11 protein-coding genes and 1 tRNA gene are annotated in these 16,042 nt (G+C 71.1%); 8 read left to right on the forward strand and 4 right to left on the reverse strand.

Annotated elements, in window-relative coordinates; translation table 11 throughout:
* Positions 1–60: 60 nt before the first annotated feature.
* The 3 genes from ACSQ11_RS10780 to ACSQ11_RS10790 all read right to left on the reverse strand — a co-directional run bounded on the left by ACSQ11_RS10780 (position 61) and on the right by ACSQ11_RS10790 (position 5,946).
* Complete coding sequence (locus ACSQ11_RS10780; protein WP_436005212.1) at positions 61–3,915, reverse strand: multifunctional oxoglutarate decarboxylase/oxoglutarate dehydrogenase thiamine pyrophosphate-binding subunit/dihydrolipoyllysine-residue succinyltransferase subunit; 3,855 nt, start codon at positions 3,913–3,915, stop codon at positions 61–63.
* 247 nt (positions 3,916–4,162) lie between these two features.
* Positions 4,163–4,969 (reverse strand): ABC transporter permease, encoded by an 807-nt coding sequence (locus tag ACSQ11_RS10785; protein ID WP_436006755.1) that lies wholly within the window; start codon positions 4,967–4,969, stop codon positions 4,163–4,165.
* Entirely contained in the window at positions 4,969–5,946 is a 978-nt protein-coding gene (locus ACSQ11_RS10790; RefSeq protein ID WP_436005214.1) for an ABC transporter ATP-binding protein, read from the reverse strand. Before ACSQ11_RS10790 ends, ACSQ11_RS10785 begins: the two co-directional genes overlap by 1 nt.
* Before the next feature lie 171 nt (positions 5,947–6,117).
* On the opposite strand from ACSQ11_RS10790, the gene ACSQ11_RS10795 reads away from it, so the two are divergent.
* Together ACSQ11_RS10795 and ACSQ11_RS10800 are read left to right on the forward strand one after the other, a co-directional pair.
* Positions 6,118–7,473 carry a hemolysin family protein gene (locus ACSQ11_RS10795; protein ID WP_436005216.1) on the forward strand — a complete coding sequence of 452 codons (1,356 nt, stop codon included), beginning with the start codon at positions 6,118–6,120 and terminating at the stop codon, positions 7,471–7,473.
* The gene (locus ACSQ11_RS10800) at positions 7,470–8,507 is read left to right on the forward strand and encodes a hemolysin family protein (protein WP_436005217.1); all 1,038 of its coding nucleotides are present in this window, start codon (positions 7,470–7,472) and stop codon (positions 8,505–8,507) included. The genes ACSQ11_RS10795 and ACSQ11_RS10800 overlap by 4 nt, the downstream gene beginning before the upstream one ends.
* Before the next feature lie 248 nt (positions 8,508–8,755).
* On the opposite strand, the gene ACSQ11_RS10805 is transcribed toward ACSQ11_RS10800, so the two are convergent.
* Positions 8,756–8,830, reverse strand: a tRNA-Arg gene (locus ACSQ11_RS10805).
* A 74-nt stretch (positions 8,831–8,904) separates the two neighbouring features.
* On the opposite strand from ACSQ11_RS10805, the gene ACSQ11_RS10810 reads away from it, so the two are divergent.
* The 6 genes from ACSQ11_RS10810 to thrB are packed head-to-tail and all read left to right on the forward strand — an operon-like array spanning position 8,905 to position 15,839.
* Complete coding sequence (locus ACSQ11_RS10810) at positions 8,905–9,339, forward strand: response regulator (RefSeq protein WP_436005219.1); 435 nt, start codon at positions 8,905–8,907, stop codon at positions 9,337–9,339.
* Positions 9,340–9,348: 9 nt separating this feature from the next.
* Positions 9,349–10,995 (forward strand): arginine--tRNA ligase, encoded by a 1,647-nt coding sequence (argS, locus tag ACSQ11_RS10815; protein WP_436005221.1) that lies wholly within the window; start codon positions 9,349–9,351, stop codon positions 10,993–10,995.
* An 11-nt stretch (positions 10,996–11,006) separates the two neighbouring features.
* Positions 11,007–12,446, forward strand: coding sequence for a diaminopimelate decarboxylase (lysA, locus tag ACSQ11_RS10820; RefSeq protein WP_436005223.1), 1,440 nt, complete (start codon positions 11,007–11,009; stop codon positions 12,444–12,446).
* A gap of 38 nt (positions 12,447–12,484) precedes the next feature.
* Complete coding sequence (locus ACSQ11_RS10825; protein WP_436006757.1) at positions 12,485–13,813, forward strand: homoserine dehydrogenase; 1,329 nt, start codon at positions 12,485–12,487, stop codon at positions 13,811–13,813.
* Position 13,814: 1 nt separating this feature from the next.
* Positions 13,815–14,903 (forward strand): threonine synthase, encoded by a 1,089-nt coding sequence (gene thrC / locus ACSQ11_RS10830; protein WP_436005225.1) that lies wholly within the window; start codon positions 13,815–13,817, stop codon positions 14,901–14,903.
* A 3-nt stretch (positions 14,904–14,906) separates the two neighbouring features.
* Entirely contained in the window at positions 14,907–15,839 is a 933-nt protein-coding gene (gene thrB / locus ACSQ11_RS10835) for a homoserine kinase (protein WP_436005227.1), read from the forward strand.
* Positions 15,840–16,042 lie beyond the last annotated feature (203 nt).

A 16,042-nucleotide genomic window follows, 5' to 3' on the forward strand; every position in this document is an offset into this window, starting at 1 on the left:
CGCGCAGGAGCGGCCCCGTCCGTGAGGACGGGGCCGCTGGGGGCGTGCTGTGTCAGTCGGTCAGCGGGTGAAGGCTGCCGCGACGAGCTCGGCCTGCTCGGCCTGGTGCTTCTTGGTCGATCCGGTGGCCGGGGACGCCGATGCCTTGCGCGAGAGGACGCGCAGCGGACGCTGCACCCCGAGCTCGGCCAGGGCACCGGGCAGGTTGAGCGCGAGGAAGGGCCACGCACCCTGGTTCTGCGGTTCGTCCTGGACGACGACGAGCTCGGCCTCGGGGTACTTCGCCAGCTCGTCGGCGAGCTCCTGGGCCGGGAGCGGGTAGTACTGCTCCAGGCGCAGGATCGCCGTGCTCGTGTCGCCGCGCTTGGTGCGCTCGGCCTCGAGCTCGTGGACCGCCTTGCCGGCGGCGAGGAGCACGCGGTCGACGGTGCCGCTCGTCGCGCCCTCGCGGTCGGGCAGGACGGGACGGAACGTGCCGGTGGTGAAGTCCTCGGGCATGCTCGACGCGGCCTTGAGGCGCAGCATCGACTTCGGGGTGAAGACGATGAGCGGGCGGCGCGGACGGGCGTAGGCCTGGCGGCGCAGCAGGTGGAAGTACGACGCCGGCGTCGACGGGTAGGCGACGGTCATGTTGTCCTCGGCGCACATCTGCAGGAAGCGCTCGATGCGGGCCGACGAGTGGTCGGGCCCCTGTCCCTCGTAGCCGTGGGGGAGCAGCAGGACGACCGACGAGCGCTGGCCCCACTTCTGCTCGGAACTGCTGATGAACTCGTCGATGATCGTCTGGGCGCCGTTGAAGAAGTCGCCGAACTGCGCCTCCCACAGGACGAGCGCGTCGGGTCGCTCCACCGAGTAGCCGTACTCGAAGCCCATCGCCGCGAACTCCGAGAGCAGCGAGTCGTAGACCCAGAACCGGCCCTGGCCCTCGCCGAGGTAGAGCAGCGGCGTCCACTCGAGCGCGGTGCTCTTGTCGATGAGGACGGCGTGGCGCTGCACGAACGTGCCACGGCGGCTGTCCTGCCCGGCGAGTCGGACGGGGGTGCCGTCCTTGAGCAGCGAGCCGAAGGCGAGGAGCTCGCCGGTGGCCCAGTCGATGCCGCCCTGGCTGATGCTCGCCACGCGCTTCTCGAGCATCTGCTGGAGCTTGGGGTGGACGGTGAAGCCCTGCGGGGGGTTGGCGAAGACCTCGCCGATCGCCTTGAGCTCCTCGGGGGAGATCGCCGTCTCGGTCGCGGAGCCGGTCGTGGCGTCGGTCGTCTGTGCCGTGGGCGGCTCGAGACCCGTGTGGCCCTCGACGTCGGTGCCGGTGTAGTTGTCGTCGGCGGCCCTGGCGGCCTCCGCGTCGTTGGCCTTGAGGGCCTCCTTGGTCTCGACGAAGACCCGCTCGAGCTGCTGCTGGTAGTCGCGCAGCGCGGCCTCGGCGTCCTCGACCGTGATGTCACCGCGGCCGATGAGCGACTCGGTGTAGAGCTTGCGGACGCTGCGCTTGGCCTCGATGAGGTTGTACATGAGCGGCTGCGTCATCGACGGGTCGTCGCCCTCGTTGTGGCCGCGACGGCGGTAGCAGACCATGTCGATGACGACGTCCTTGGCGAACTCCTTGCGGAACTCGTAGGCGAGCTCGGCGACGCGCACGCACGCCTCCGGGTCGTCACCGTTGACGTGGAAGATCGGGGCCTGGATCATCCGGGCGACGTCGGTGGAGTACGTCGACGACCGCGACGAGCTCGGCGAGGTGGTGAAGCCGACCTGGTTGTTGATGACGACGTGCACGGTGCCGCCGGTGCGGTAGCCGCGCAGCTGCGAGAGGTTGAGCGTCTCGGCGACGACACCCTGTCCGGCGAACGCCGCGTCACCGTGGAGGAGGACGGGCAGGACGGTGAAGTCCTCGCCGGCGAGGTTGAGCCGGTCCTGCTTGGCGCGCACGATGCCCTCGAGCACCGGGTTCACCGCCTCGAGGTGCGAGGGGTTGGCCGCGAGGTAGACCTTGGTCGTCGCGCCGCCCTCGGCGGTGAAGGTGCCCTCGGTGCCGAGGTGGTACTTGACGTCGCCAGAGCCCTGGACGGACTTGGGGTCCTGCTTGCCCTCGAACTCACGGAAGATCTGGCCGTAGGACTTGCCCGCGATGTTGGCGAGGACGTTGAGGCGGCCGCGGTGCGGCATGCCGATGCAGACCTCGTCGAGGTCGTCCTCCGCGGCACGCGACAGGACGCGGTCGAGCAGGGCGATGACCGACTCGCCACCCTCGAGGGAGAAGCGCTTCTGGCCGACGAACTTGGTCTGCAGGAACGTCTCGAACGCCTCTGCCGCGTTGAGCTTGCGCAGGATCCGCAGCTGCTCCTCGCGGGTCGTCTTGGCGTAGCCGACCTCGATCTTGGACTGGATCCACTCGCGCTGCTCGGGGTCCTGGATGTGCATGTACTCGACGCCGATGCTGCGGCAGTAGCTGTCGCGCAGGATGCCGAGGATCTTGCGGAGCTTGAGGAACGGCTCGCCGCCGAACCCGCCCGTGGCGAAGAACCGGTCGAGGTCCCACAGCGTCAGGCCGTGGCTCGTGACGTCGAGGTCCTGGTGGCGGCGCTGCTTGTACTCGAGCGGGTCGGTGTCGGCCATGAGGTGGCCGCGCACGCGGTAGGCGTGGATGAGCTCCTGGACGCGAGACACCTTGTTGATGTCGTCGTCGTGCGAGGCCGAGATGTCCTGGACCCAGCGCACCGGCTCGTAGGGGATGCGCAGGCTCTCGAAGATCTCGTCGTAGAAGCCGTTGGCACCGAGCAGGAGCTGGTGGATGACGCGGAGGAACTCACCGGACTGCGCACCCTGGATGATGCGGTGGTCGTAGGTGCTCGTCAGCGTGAGGATCTTGGACACGGCGTTGCGGTTGAGCGTCTCGTCGCTCGCGCCCTGCCACTCGGCGGGGTAGTCCATCGCGCCGACGCCGATGATCGCGCCCTGACCCGCCATGAGGCGGGGGACCGAGTGCACGGTGCCGATGCCGCCGGGGTTGGTCAGCGAGATCGAGGTGCCCTGGAAGTCCTCGACGGTGAGCTTGCCGCCGCGGGCCTTCTTGACCATCTCCTCGTATGCCGTCCAGAAGTGCGCGAAGTCCATCGTCTCCGCCGCCTTGATCGACGGGACGAGGAGCTGGCGGCTGCCGTCGGGCTTCTCGAGGTCGATGGCGAGGCCGAAGTTCACGTGGGCCGGGGTGATGAGGACCGGCTTGCCCTTGTCGTCGGTGCTGAAGCCGGCGTTCATGGCCGGCATCGCGCCGAGGGCCTTGACGACGGCGTAGCCGATGAGGTGGGTGAAGCTCACCTTGCCGCCGCGCGAGCGGGCGAGGTGGTTGTTGATGACGATGCGGTTGTCGACGAGCAGCTTGGCGGGCACGGCGCGCACCGACGTCGCGGTCGGGACCGCGAGCGAGGCCTCCATGTTGGTCACCACGCGGGCGCTGGCGCCGCGGATGGGGGTGGTCTCGGGGGCGTTGACCGCGCCCTCGCTCTTGGTGGGGGCGGCGTCACGCGGCTTGGGCGCCTCGGCCGGCTTCTCGGTGGTGGCGGCCTCGGCCTTGGGTGCCTCGCTCTTGGGCGCCTCCGCCTTGGGGGCCGCGGTCTTGGCGGGCTGCGCCTGGGGTGCCTCGCTCGCGGGGGCCTGCGACCTGGGTGCCTCGGCCTGGGGGGCGGGCGCGGCCTTCGCTGCCGGTGCGGGGGCGCTCGCGGCGGGGGCGGTGGTCGCGGTGTTGCCGTTGTCCTTGCCGGACTGGCCGGTCGCCGGGTCATAGTCCGCGAAGAACTCCCACCACGCCCTGTCGACCGAGTTCTTGTCCTTCTTGTACTGCTCGAAGAGCTCGTCCACCAGCCATTCGTTGGGTCCGAATGCGGTCAGGGGGTCGCTCGAAGCGGGCTGGTCAGGCACGGCGTATACGCCTCTTTCTGCGTGTCGACATCGACGTTCACGTGTCCGCCAAGCCTATCTCTCCGTCGCGTGCGCGCGAGGGTGGGTCCACGGCCGCGCCGAGCACGTCGTCGCAGGCCACGACGCGACGAGAACGAGCCGGTCCGACGTGGGGTGCGCCCACGGCATACCGGCTCGTTCCTTCCTTGCCCCACCGCGGGGGAGACCGGCCCCTGAACCCGGTCCCCGCACCCGCGGTGAGGAGGTCCTAGGAGATGTCCTGCCGCACGGTCCGCCACGTGCCGATGGCGCTGAGGACGCCGGCGTAGGCGGCGAGCACCAGGGCGGCGGCCCACCACGCAAGTGGCTGGACGGCGTTGTCGCCGCCCTGCGTCACGCCGCTCACCATGGCGCTCGTGGCCTGGCCGGGCATGAACTTCGCGATGTGCTCCTGGCCGAAGTCCCAGAAGGTCAGGGCGAAGCTGGCGAGCGGCTCGATGACCTGGGCCACGCCGACCGCGATGAGGAGCGCGGCCACCTGGTTGGGGATGAGGATGCCGACGCCGAGCCCGATGAGGGCCCACAGGCCGAGCACGAGCAGGCTCAGGGCCAGCGCCCGGAGGACCTCAGCGCTGGGGAAGGGGTCGAACCCACGCGCCTGGAGCACGATCGCCCCGGCCACGACCGAGCCGACGAGCGAGATGAGGCCGTAGATCGCGCCGATGCCGAGCAGCGCCACGATCTTGGCCGCCATGACCCGCCCCCGCTTCGGCGTGGACAGGAAGGTGCTCGTGACGGTCTTGTGGCGGTACTCGGAGCCGATCTGCATGATGCCGATGACGAGGGTGAGCGTGTAGCCGATCGTCAGCCCCGAGGTGTAGACGCTGTTGGCGACCTGCAGCGGGCTGCCCGTCGGCTGGCCCGCCGCGATCGACTCCGGGGTGGGCGGGATGGTCAGGAGGAACCCGAAGAGCACCGCGAAGGCCGCGGCGCAGAGGAACATGCCGATGGCCATGCCCCACCAGAGGCGGGTGGTGAAGAACTTGAGGAACTCCGACTTGACGACCGCGAGCATCACTCGTTGGCTCCTTCCTGGCCGGAGACGGCATCGGCCTCGACCGGCACGGCGCCGTCCCCGAGGTTGCGGTTGGTGCCCTCGGTGAGCTCGAAGTAGAGCGCCTCGAGGTCGGCTTTGCGGTCGCGCAGCTCCCAGACCGGGAGGCCCGCGCGCAGGGCGACGTCACCGACGAGTCGCTTGTCGGTGGTCTCGGCGATGAGCTCGCCGTCGGTGCCGGGCGAGCTCATGACGTCGGCGACCCTCAGGGCGCCGGCGAGCTGCTCGGGGTCGGAGGTGCGCACGATCGTCGAGGGCGCGCCGCGCAGCTCGGCCATCGCGCCCTCCCGGACGAGGCGGCCGTTGGCGATGATGACGACGTCGTCGACGGTCTGCTCGACCTCCTGGAGGAGGTGGCTCGAGACGAGGATCGTCTTGCCCTGGGTGCTGAGGTGACGCAGGAACCCGCGCAGCCAGCGGATGCCCTCGGGGTCGAGGCCGTTGGACGGCTCGTCGAGGATGAGGACCCGGGGGTCGCCGAGCAGGGCCGCGGCGAGGCCGAGGCGTTGGCGCATGCCCATGGAGTACTCACCCGCGCGCTTGCGCGCAGCAGCCGGTATGCCGGTGAGCTCGAGGAGCTCGTCGACGCGGCTCACGGGGTGGCCGCCCGCGGCGGCGAGGACCCGGAGGTGGTCGCGACCGCTGCGGCCGGGGTGGAAGTTCGTCGCCTCGAGCGCCGAGCCGACCATCGACTGGGGGTGCTCGAGGTCGCCGTAGGCGCGACCGTCGATCGTGGCCGTGCCCGCGCTGGCGTGGACGAGCCCCAGCAGCATGCGCAGGGTGGTCGTCTTGCCGGCGCCGTTGGGTCCGAGGAAGCCGGTGATCCGGCCGGGCTCGACGCTGAAGGTCAGCCGGTCGACGGCGGTGAACGTGCCGAACGTCTTGGTGAGGTCGCGCACCTCGATGCGCGCGCCCGTCGTGGACGCAGCCGTGGTCATCGAGATCCACCCCCCGTGGTCTGGTGTGAGGCCATGCCCCGAGTCTGTCAGCCTCTCCCGACGTGAGGGTCAACCGCGTGGTGGAGGCGAGTCCCTCCAGAGGATGAACCGCGGGTCCGGGGAGCCGGCGAGGTCCCCGTTCGCGCAGGGCTTCCCTAGGATGGCTCCACTATGACCGAGTGGTTACTCGTCCTCGCCGGCATCGCGCTGACGCTGGGGACCGCCCTGTTCGTCGCTGCCGAGTTCGCGCTCGTCGCCCTGGACCGTCCCTCGGTCGAGAAGGCCGTCGAGCGCGGTGACACGCGGGCCCGCACCGTGCTCTCGTCGCTGCGCAGCCTCTCGACCCAGCTCTCCGCCTCGCAGGTGGGGATCACCCTCACCACGCTGGTGCTGGGCTTCCTCGCCAACCCCTCGATCGGCGCGCTGCTGCGTGGCCCGCTCGAGTCGGCCGGGCTCGGCGAGCCGCTGGCGTCCCGCGTCGGCTCGGTCCTCGCCATGGTCCTCGCCACCGTCTTCTCGATGATCGTCGGCGAGATGGTCCCCAAGACCCTCGCCATCTCGACGCCGCTCGCGACGGCCAAGGTCGTCGCCGCGCCCGTGCGGTGGTTCGCGCTCGCGTTCCGGCCGATGATCCTCGTGCTCAATGGCGCCGCCAACTCGGCGCTGCGCGCGATGGGGGTCGAGCCCCAGGAGGAGCTGTCCGCCGCGCGCAGCCCCGCCGAGCTGGCCTCGCTCGTCCGCACCTCCGCCGAGGCCGGGACCCTCGACCTCGGCACCGCCCGCCTCGTCACCGCCTCGCTCGGCTTCGGCGCGCAGACCGCGGCCGACGTCATGACCCCCCGCTCGCGCGCCACGGCGATCGACCGGGGTGCCTCCGCCCGCGAGTGCGTCGAGCTCGCCCGCCAGACCGGACACTCGCGCTTCCCCGTCATCGACGACGACTGGGACGACGTCGACGGCGTCGTCCACGTCAAGAAAGCCATCGCCGTCCCGCACGAGCGACGCGACGACGTCCCGGTGTCCGCGCTCATGACCCCGCCGCTCGTCGTCCCGGAGACGATCCGGCTCGACCCGCTCCTCATCCACCTGCGCGACAGCGGTCAGCAGTTCGCCATCGTCGTCGACGAGTACGGCGGCACCTCGGGCGTCGTCACGCTCGAGGACCTCGTCGAGGAGATCGTCGGCGAGGTGTCCGACGAGCACGACCGCAGCCAGACGACCGGACGCCAGCAGGCCGACGGCTCCTGGACCGTCCCCGGCCTCTGGAGGCCCGACGAGGTCAAGAGGCGCACCGGCATCGACATCCCCGAGGGGCCGGCATACGAGACCGTCGCGGGCTTCGTGATGTCCGAGCTCGGCCGCGTCCCCGCGGTCGGCGAGGTCGTCGAGCTCCCCGGCTGGCGGATCACGGTGGTCGACATGGAGGGCCGCCGGGTGGACCGGCTGCGCTTCGCGCCCGTGCCCGTCCCGGTCGAGGGTGATGCGACCACGCCGCACGCCGACGAGGACGAGGGGGCGCCGGCATGAGCGTCGGAACCATCCTCATCACCGTCGTCCTGCTCCTCGCCAACGCGTTCTTCGTCGGCGCCGAGTTCGCGGCCATGTCGGCCCGGCGCAGCCAGCTCGAGCCGCTCGCAGAGGAGGGGAGCAAGGGTGCGCGAACGGCGCTCGACGCCATGTCGCGCACCGGGATCCTGCTCGCGACCGCCCAGCTCGGCATCACGGTCTGCTCGGTCCTCCTCGGCGCGGTCTCGGAGTCGGCGCTGCACCACGCCCTCGTCGGTCCCGTCGAGGCGGTGGGCGCACCCGAGGCGCTCGCGGACGTCCTCGCCCTGGTCCTCGCCCTCCTCGTGGTCGTGTTCCTCCACGTCGTCGTCGGCGAGATGATCCCGAAGAACATCTCCATCGCCACGCCGGAGCGGGCCGCGATCGCCCTCGTGCCGGCGCTCGTCGTCGTCTCGCGCATCGTCAGGCCCGTCATCGCCGCCATGGACTGGGTGTCCAAGCTGCTCGTGCGGGCGCTCGGTGTCGACCCCAAGGACGAGCTCGCGTCGGCGTTCACCGCGGAGGAGGTCGCCCAGATCGTCTCCGAGTCGCACAAGGAGGGACTCGTCGAGGCGGAGCAGTACGGCCTGCTCGGCGCGGCCCTCGAGTTCAGCGACAAGGACGCGCGCGACGTCGGCGTCCCGCTCGAGGAGCTCGTCACCGTCGGGCTCGAGACCACGCCCGACGAGATCGAGCGGCTCGTCGCCCGTCACGGCTTCTCCCGCTACCCGGTCGCCGGCCGCGACGGGACGCTCACCGGCTACCTCCACCTCAAGGACGTGCTCTTCGCCGGCGAGGACGAGCGGCTCCAGCCGGTGCCGGCCAAGCGCATCCGTCGGATGGCCAACGTGCGACGTGACGACGAGGTCGAGTCGGTGCTCGCGACGATGCAGCGCACGGGGTCGCACCTGGCGCGGGTCGTGGCCGACGACGGCGAGGTGCTCGGTGTCGTCTTCCTCGAGGACGTCATCGAGGAGCTCGTCGGCGAGGTGACCGACTCGTCCCAACGCGGCTGACGGGCTGTGGTCCGGCACGGCACGGGCCTGCGGCCCTGAACCCGACCCGACTGCGTCGGGCGACCTCGCGGTGCCCCCGCCGGGGGCACGCGAAAGGCCGGTGTACTGACGCTCCGCGCCATTCACCGGCCTTCTCCGCGTGCCCCCGCCGGCGCTCTCACTGCGTTCGAGGCGCCTGTTGCTTCTGCCGTGGGCACCAACGACGAAAGACCTGGAACGCGCTTCGCGCAATCCAGGTCTTTCGTCGTTGGTGCCCCCGGCAGGATTCGAACCTGCGCTCCCGCCTCCGGAGGGCGGTGCTCTATCCCCTGAGCTACGGGGGCTCAACATGTCCGAATGATGACGATGCGGACCGTTTGTGGGGCGTGAGGGAGGGTAGCAGCCTAGAGTTCCCACCATGGAATCAGGGCAGATTGCCGTGGCGGTGACGCCGCCACCCCTGGTTCTCGTGTGCGACGACATCGACTCGATCCGCGACATCATCCGCATCAACCTCGAGCTCGAGGGCTTCGACGTCCTCGAGGCCGTCGACGGTCACGAGGCGATGAGCCGGCTCATCGACCCCTCCGCGCGGGTGCCCGACGTCATCCTCCTCGACGCGCAGACCCCACGCCGCGACGGCTGGTGGGCCATCGCCGCGATCCGGTCGCACCCGCGCCTCGCCCACGTCCCGACCGTGCTCGTCACGGCGTCGACGACGGCTCACGACCGCAGCGAGGCGGCGCTCGCCGGGTTCGACGCGTTCGTCGCCAAGCCGTTCGACCCGGTCGAGCTCGTCGAGGTCGTCTCACGCCTCGCGACCGACGGCAGGCCCGCAGCACCCGGCCAATAGACTTCGGGGGTGACTCCCGAAGAACTCTCGTCCGCGATCCGGGCTGCCCTGCTCGAGGCCACTGCCGCCGGTGACTTCACCGCCGAGATCCCCGCAGAGGTGCGTGTCGAGCGACCGAGGAACCGCGACCACGGCGACTGGTCGACCAACATCGCGCTCCAGCTGGCCAAGCCCGCCGGTATGCCGCCGCGCGAGCTCGCGACCTCCCTCGCCTCGCGTCTCGGGCAGGTCGAGGGCATCGCAGCGGTCGACGTCGCCGGACCGGGCTTCCTCAACATCGCCCTCGACACGGCCAGCGCGGGCGAGCTGGCCCGAAGCATCGTCGAGAGCGGGACGGCATACGGGCACAACGACTCCGAGGCCGGGCACACGATCAACCTCGAGTTCATCTCGGCCAACCCCACAGGGCCGCTGCACATCGGCCACACGCGCTGGGCCGCGCTCGGCGACTCGATGCGCCGTCTCCTCACCGCGTCGGGCGCGGACGTCACTGCCGAGTACTACATCAACGACGCCGGCGCCCAGATGGACAAGTTCGCCCTGAGCGTCCTCGCCGCGGCCAAGGGTCAGCCGACCCCCGAGGGCGGCTACCCGGGCGCCTACATCGGTGAGCTCGCCGCCGCAGTCGTCGAGCAGCGTCCCGACGTGCTCGACCTCCCCGAGGACGAGGCCGTCGCGGTCACCCGCCCGCTGGCCTACGAGGCGCAGCTCGCCGAGATCCGGGCGACGCTCGAGCGGTTCGGTGTCTTCTTCGACGTCTGGTTCTCCGAGAACGAGCTCCACGAGGGCGGCGCGGTCGAGAAGGCCGTCGAGCGGCTGCGCGAGCAGGGTCACGTCTTCGACGAGGGCGGTGCGGTGTGGCTGCGCACGACCGACTTCACCGACGACAAGGACCGCGTGCTCATCCGGGCCAACGGCGAGCCGACCTACTTCGCCGCCGACGCTGCCTACTACCTGAGCAAGAAGGACCGCGGCTTCACCGAGAAGATCTACCTCCTCGGCGCCGACCACCACGGCTACATCAACCGGCTCAAGGCGATCGCGTCCGCGGCCGGTGACGACGCCGAGGTCAACATCGACGTCCGCATCGGCCAGCTGGTCAACCTCAACGGCGCCAAGCTGTCGAAGCGGGCGGGCAACATCATCGAACTCAACGACCTGCTCAACTGGATCGGCAGCGATGCCGTCCGCTACTCGCTGGCGCGCTACCCGGCGGACAGCCCGCTGAGCCTGGACGGCGAGGAGCTGCGCAAGCAGACCAACGACAACCCGGTCTTCTACGTCCAGTACGCCCACGCCCGCACCGCCAACGTCGCGCGGCTCGCAGGGGAGGACGGCGTGCGCCGCGAGGACGGGTTCGACCCTTCCCTGCTCGCCGACCCCACCGAGGCGACGCTGCTGGCGACGCTCGGCGACTTCCCCCGGGTCGTCGCCCAGGCCGCGCACCTGCGCGAACCGCACCGGGTCGCCCGCTACCTCGAGGACCTCGCCGGCCGCTACCACAAGTGGTACGACACCTGCCGGGTCCGGCCGATGAACGCCGAGGAGGAGGTCACCGACCTCCACCGGACCCGCCTGTGGCTCAACGACGCCACCCGCCAGGTGCTCGCCAACGGCCTCGACCTGCTCGGCGTCAGCGCGCCCGAGCGGATGTGAGGTCCTGACCGATGCGTTCGCACGAGGCCGGTGCGCTCCACGCCGAGGGCTACGGCGGCCCGCCGCTGTACCTGCCCTACCCCGACGACGTCATGGCGCTGCTCCCGCAGCTCTGGCCGGAGTCCGTGTGCCGTGACGACGAGGGCCGCCTGCAGGTCGCCGGAGTCGACGTGGTGAGCATCGCGCGCGAGTTCGGGACGGCGGCATACGTCGTGGACGAAGGCGACTTCCGCGCGCGGGCGAGCGCGTTCCGCGACGAGTTCGCGGCACCGTTCGAGACGGTCTGCGGTGGTGCCGACGTCTACTACGCGGGCAAGGCGTTCCTCTGCACGTCGGTGGCGCGATGGGTTGCGGAGGAGGGACTTTCGCTCGATGTCTGCAGCGGCGGCGAGCTCGCCGTGGCTCAGCGTGCCGGCTTCCCGGCGCAGCGCATCGGATTCCACGGCAACAACAAGTCGCTCGACGAGATCCGCGCGGCCCTCGACTACGGCGTCGGGCGGATCGTCGTCGACTCGTTCGTCGAGATCGAGCGGGTCGCCGAGCTCGCCGCCGAGCGCGACGTCGTGGCTCCCGTGATGATCCGCGTGACCGTCGGCGTCGAGGCGCACACGCACGAGTTCATCGCCACCGGTCACGAGGACCAGAAGTTCGGCTTCAGCCTCGCCGGTGGCCAGGCCCTCGAGGCGGCCAGGGCCGTCCTCGCCCGCGACTCGCTCGACCTGCGCGGGCTGCACTCGCACATCGGCAGCCAGATCTTCGACACCGGTGGCTTCGAGATGAGCGCCCGGCGTCTCATCGGCCTGCACGCGCTCATCGCCGACGAGCTCGGACACGATTGCCCCGAGATGGACCTCGGCGGCGGCTTCGGCATGGCCTACACGTCGCAGCACACGCCCATGTCGCCCGCCGAGCTCGGGGAGCAGCTGGCCGACATCGTCGGACGCGAGTTCAAGGCGATCGGCGACGGCGACCTCTCCCGCGTGCCGAGGGTGTCGATCGAGCCGGGCCGCGCGATCGTCGGGCCGTCGACGTTCACGCTCTACGAGGTCGGCACCGTCAAGGAGGTCGCGCTGGGCGACACCCATGCCCGCACCTACATCTCGGTCGACGGCGGCATGAGCGACAACGTGCGGCCGGCGCTCTACGAGGCCGACTACTCCTGCACCCTGGCCAACCGCAGCTCCGACGCGGCGCCCATGCTGGCCCGGGTCGTCGGCAAGCACTGCGAGAGCGGCGACATCGTCGTGCAGGACGAGTGGCTCCCGGCTGACACCGGACCGGGCGATCTCATCGCCGTCCCGGGGACCGGCGCCTACTGCCGGGCGCTGTCCAGCCAGTACAACCACACCCCTCGTCCGCCGGTGCTCGCGGTCCGAGACGGCCTGGCACGGGTCATCGTGCGCCGTGAGACCATCGACGACCTGCTCGCGCTCGACGTCGGGGAGCTGTGATGTCGAGCCCCACGCCTGCTGAGGAGAACCCCACCGAGATGGCTGCCACCGGGTCCGACGCGCCCACCCTCAAGGTCGCGCTCCTCGGGTGCGGTGTCGTGGGATCCTCCGTCGCCACGATGCTCGTCACCAACGGCGACGACCTCGCCGCCCGCGTCGGGGCCCGGCTCGAGCTCATCGGCATCGCCGTCCGCCGTCCCGACCGCCCGCGCCCCGACGTCCCCGTCGACCCGGCCCTGTTCACCGCGGACGCCGACACCCTCGTGCGCAGCGCCGACATCGTCATCGAGGTCATCGGCGGCATCGACCCGGCCCGCGGACTCATCCTCACTGCGATGGAGCACGGAGCCTCGGTCGTCACCGCCAACAAGGCACTCCTGGCCGAGGACGGACCGACCCTGTACGCCGCGGCCGCCGAGCACGGCGTCGACCTCTACTACGAGGCCGCGGTCGCCGGCGCCATCCCGATCGTTCGGCCCATGCGTGAGTCGCTCGTCGGCGACGACGTCGTGAGGGTGCTCGGCATCGTCAACGGCACGACCAACTTCGTCCTCGACAAGATGGACACCACCGGTGCGGGCTTCGCCGAGACGGTCGAGCAGGCGCAGGCGCTCGGCTACGCCGAGGCGGACCCCACTGCCGACGTCGAGGGCTTCGACGCCGCGGCCAAGGCGGCGATCCTCGCGTCCCTGGCCTTCCACACCCGGGTCGCCAGCGGCGACGTCCACCGCGAGGGCATCACCGAGGTCACGGCCGCCGACGTCCAGGCCGCACGCGACATGGACGCCGTGGTCAAGCTGCTCGCGATCTGCGAGCTCCAGCGTGACGACGCCGGCGTCCCGAGCGGCGTCACCGTCCGCGTGCACCCGGCGATGATCCACCGCAGCCACCCGCTCGCCTCGGTCCGCGACGCCTACAACGCCGTCTTCGTCGAGGCGTCCGCAGCCGGCGAGCTCATGTTCTACGGCAAGGGAGCGGGGGGCGACCCCACGTCCTCGGCCGTCCTCGGTGACGTCGTCGCGGTCGCCCGCCACCGCCTCGCCGGTGGCCACGGCCCGGTCGAGTCCGCCTACGCCGACCTGCCCGTCGTCCCCATGGGTCACGCGTCGACGAGGTACCACATCAGCCTCGCCGTGGCCGACCGCCCGGGCGTCCTCGCGCAGGTCGCCTCGGCGTTCGCCGACCACGACGTGTCGATCGAGACCGTACGCCAGCGCGTGCTGGGCGAGGGCGACGACTCGCGAGCCTCGCTCGTCATCGTCACCCACCGTGCCCCCGACTCGGCGCTGGCCGCGACGGTCGAGGCGCTCGCGGGTCTCGAGACCGTCGACGAGGTCGTCTCGTGGATGCGCGTGGAAGGAGCCTGACGTGGCACACCAGTGGCGCGGAGTGATCCGTGAGTATGCCGACCGCCTGCCGATGCTGGCCGGCTCACCTGTCGTGACCCTGCACGAGGGCGGCACGCCGCTCATCCAGGCCGAGCACCTCTCCGAGCTCGTCGGGGCCAACGTCCTCGTCAAGTACGAAGGGCTCAACCCGACGGCGTCGTTCAAGGACCGCGGCATGACCGCGGCGATCTCGTACGCCAAGGGGCGCGGCGCCAAGGCCGTCATCTGCGCGAGCACCGGCAACACCAGCGCAAGTGCGGCTGCCTACGCGACCAAGGCCGGCATGACCTGCGCGGTGCTCGTGCCCGAGGGCAAGATCGCGATGGGCAAGCTCAGCCAGGCGATCGCCCACGGCGCGACGCTCATCCAGGTCGACGGCAACTTCGACAACTGCCTCACCGTCGCCCGCAAGCTCGCCGAGGTCCACCCGGTCGAGCTCGTGAACTCGGTCAACCCGGCCCGCATCGAGGGGCAGAAGACCGCGGCGTTCGAGGTCGTCGACGCCCTGGGCGACGCCCCCGACATCCACGTCCTGCCCGTCGGCAACGCCGGCAACATCACCGCGTACTGGCGCGGCTACACCGAGTACGCCACCGACGCCGAAGGGCTGCCCGCGGTCGCCACCCGGACCCCGCAGATGTGGGGCTTCCAGGCGGCCGGTGCGGCACCGATCGTCCTCGGCCACCCGGTCGACGACCCCGAGACCATCGCGACCGCGATCCGCATCGGCAACCCCGCCTCGTGGCGGCAGGCCGAGGCCGCCCGCGACGAGTCGGGCGGTCGGATCGAGTCGGTCACCGACGAGCAGATCCTCGCCGCCCACCGGCTGCTGTCCTCGACCGAGGGCATCTTCGTCGAGCCGGGCTCGGCCGCGAGCATCGCCGGTCTCGTCCAGGCGAGCGAGCGTGGCGAGGTCCCCGCCGACGCCACGATCGTGTGCACCGTCACCGGCCACGGGCTCAAGGACCCCCAATGGGCGCTGCGCACCGCGGACGGGTCTGAGGTCGAGCCGGTCCGGGTCGGTGCCGAGGCACGTGCCGTCGCCGAGGTCCTCGGCTTCGAGGGCTGAGCGTTGGGGGAGTGGCAGCCCGGAGCGTCGGTCACCGTCCGGGTGCCGGCGAGCAGCGCCAACCTTGGTCCGGGCTTCGACTCCGTCGGCATGGCCCTGGGTGTCTGGGATCGTTGCCGCGCAACGCTGCTCGACTCCACCGACCTCGAGATCCACGTCTTGGGTGAGGGAGCGGGTGGTGTGCCCACTGACGCGACCCACCTCGTCCACCGCAGCCTCGTCCACGCCTTCGAGGACCTGGGCGAGGAGGCGCCGCCCGGTCTCCGGCTCGAGTGCGTCAACGCCGTGCCACACGGCCGCGGCCTGGGTTCGTCCGCGACGGCCATCGTCACGGGGATCGCTCTCGCCCACGCTCTGCGGGCGGTGCGCGACGGGCGCAGCGCCGACGACATCGATCTCGAGGCCGTCAACGACCTCGCTGCGCGGCTCGAGGGTCATCCCGACAACTCGTCGGCGAGCGTCTTCGGGGGTGTGACGCTGTCATGGTCGGACGACCCCGCCACGGGGACCACCACCCTCCGCCTCGCCCCGCACCCCGACGTCGTGCCGGTGGTCTTCACCCCCGGCACCCAGCTGTCCACCGCGACGGCCCGCGCCGTCCTGCCCGCGCAGGTCCGGCTCGCCGACGCGGCCGCGAACTCGGCGCGCGCCGCGCTGCTCGTCCACGCGCTCACGGTGGCGCCCCAGCACCTCCTCGACGCGACCCGCGAGTGGCTCCACCAGGAGCCGCGGCGCCCGTCGTACCCCGCCTCCATGGCGCTCGTCGACTCGCTCCGGGCGGAGGGGCACGCTGCTGTGGTCTCGGGCGCCGGACCCAGCGTCCTCGTCCTCGCCACGACCGCCACGGCCGACGCGGTGAGCACCGCGGGAGGCGACGCGTGGCGGGTGCTGCGACCCGGCATACCGGGCCGCGGTGTGGGCCTCGAGAGCGCCTGACCGGCCGCTCGGTCGTCCTACCACCCCGTGGTATGCCGTGGTGTTACTGTGGTGGCGCGGTCGCAGTTGATGCCGGAGGGGTTCTGATCTCACCGATGCCTACCGCGACTCGCATCCTCCACCTTGGGCCGGTCGTGCCGTGCCACTCGCCGATGTCGGCAGGCCCCGTGGATCCAGTCCGCCAGGTCCCTGGCACCCACTTT

The organism is Knoellia sp. LjRoot47, assembly GCF_964253435.1.
Taxonomy (GTDB): domain Bacteria; phylum Actinomycetota; class Actinomycetes; order Actinomycetales; family Dermatophilaceae; genus Knoellia.

Excerpts from the sequence above, each read along its gene's own strand:
- ACSQ11_RS10785 (WP_436006755.1), bottom strand. The coding sequence starts at position 4,969 with ATGCTCGCGGTCGTCAAGTCGGAGTTCCTCAAGTTCTTCACCACCCGC.
- ACSQ11_RS10790 (WP_436005214.1), bottom strand. The coding sequence starts at position 5,946 with ATGACCACGGCTGCGTCCACGACGGGCGCGCGCATCGAGGTGCGCGAC.
- ACSQ11_RS10795 (WP_436005216.1), top strand. The coding sequence starts at position 6,118 with ATGACCGAGTGGTTACTCGTCCTCGCCGGCATCGCGCTGACGCTGGGG.
- ACSQ11_RS10800 (WP_436005217.1), top strand. The coding sequence starts at position 7,470 with ATGAGCGTCGGAACCATCCTCATCACCGTCGTCCTGCTCCTCGCCAAC.
- ACSQ11_RS10810 (WP_436005219.1), top strand. The coding sequence starts at position 8,905 with ATGGAATCAGGGCAGATTGCCGTGGCGGTGACGCCGCCACCCCTGGTT.
- lysA (WP_436005223.1), top strand. The coding sequence starts at position 11,007 with ATGCGTTCGCACGAGGCCGGTGCGCTCCACGCCGAGGGCTACGGCGGC.
- ACSQ11_RS10825 (WP_436006757.1), top strand. The coding sequence starts at position 12,485 with ATGGCTGCCACCGGGTCCGACGCGCCCACCCTCAAGGTCGCGCTCCTC.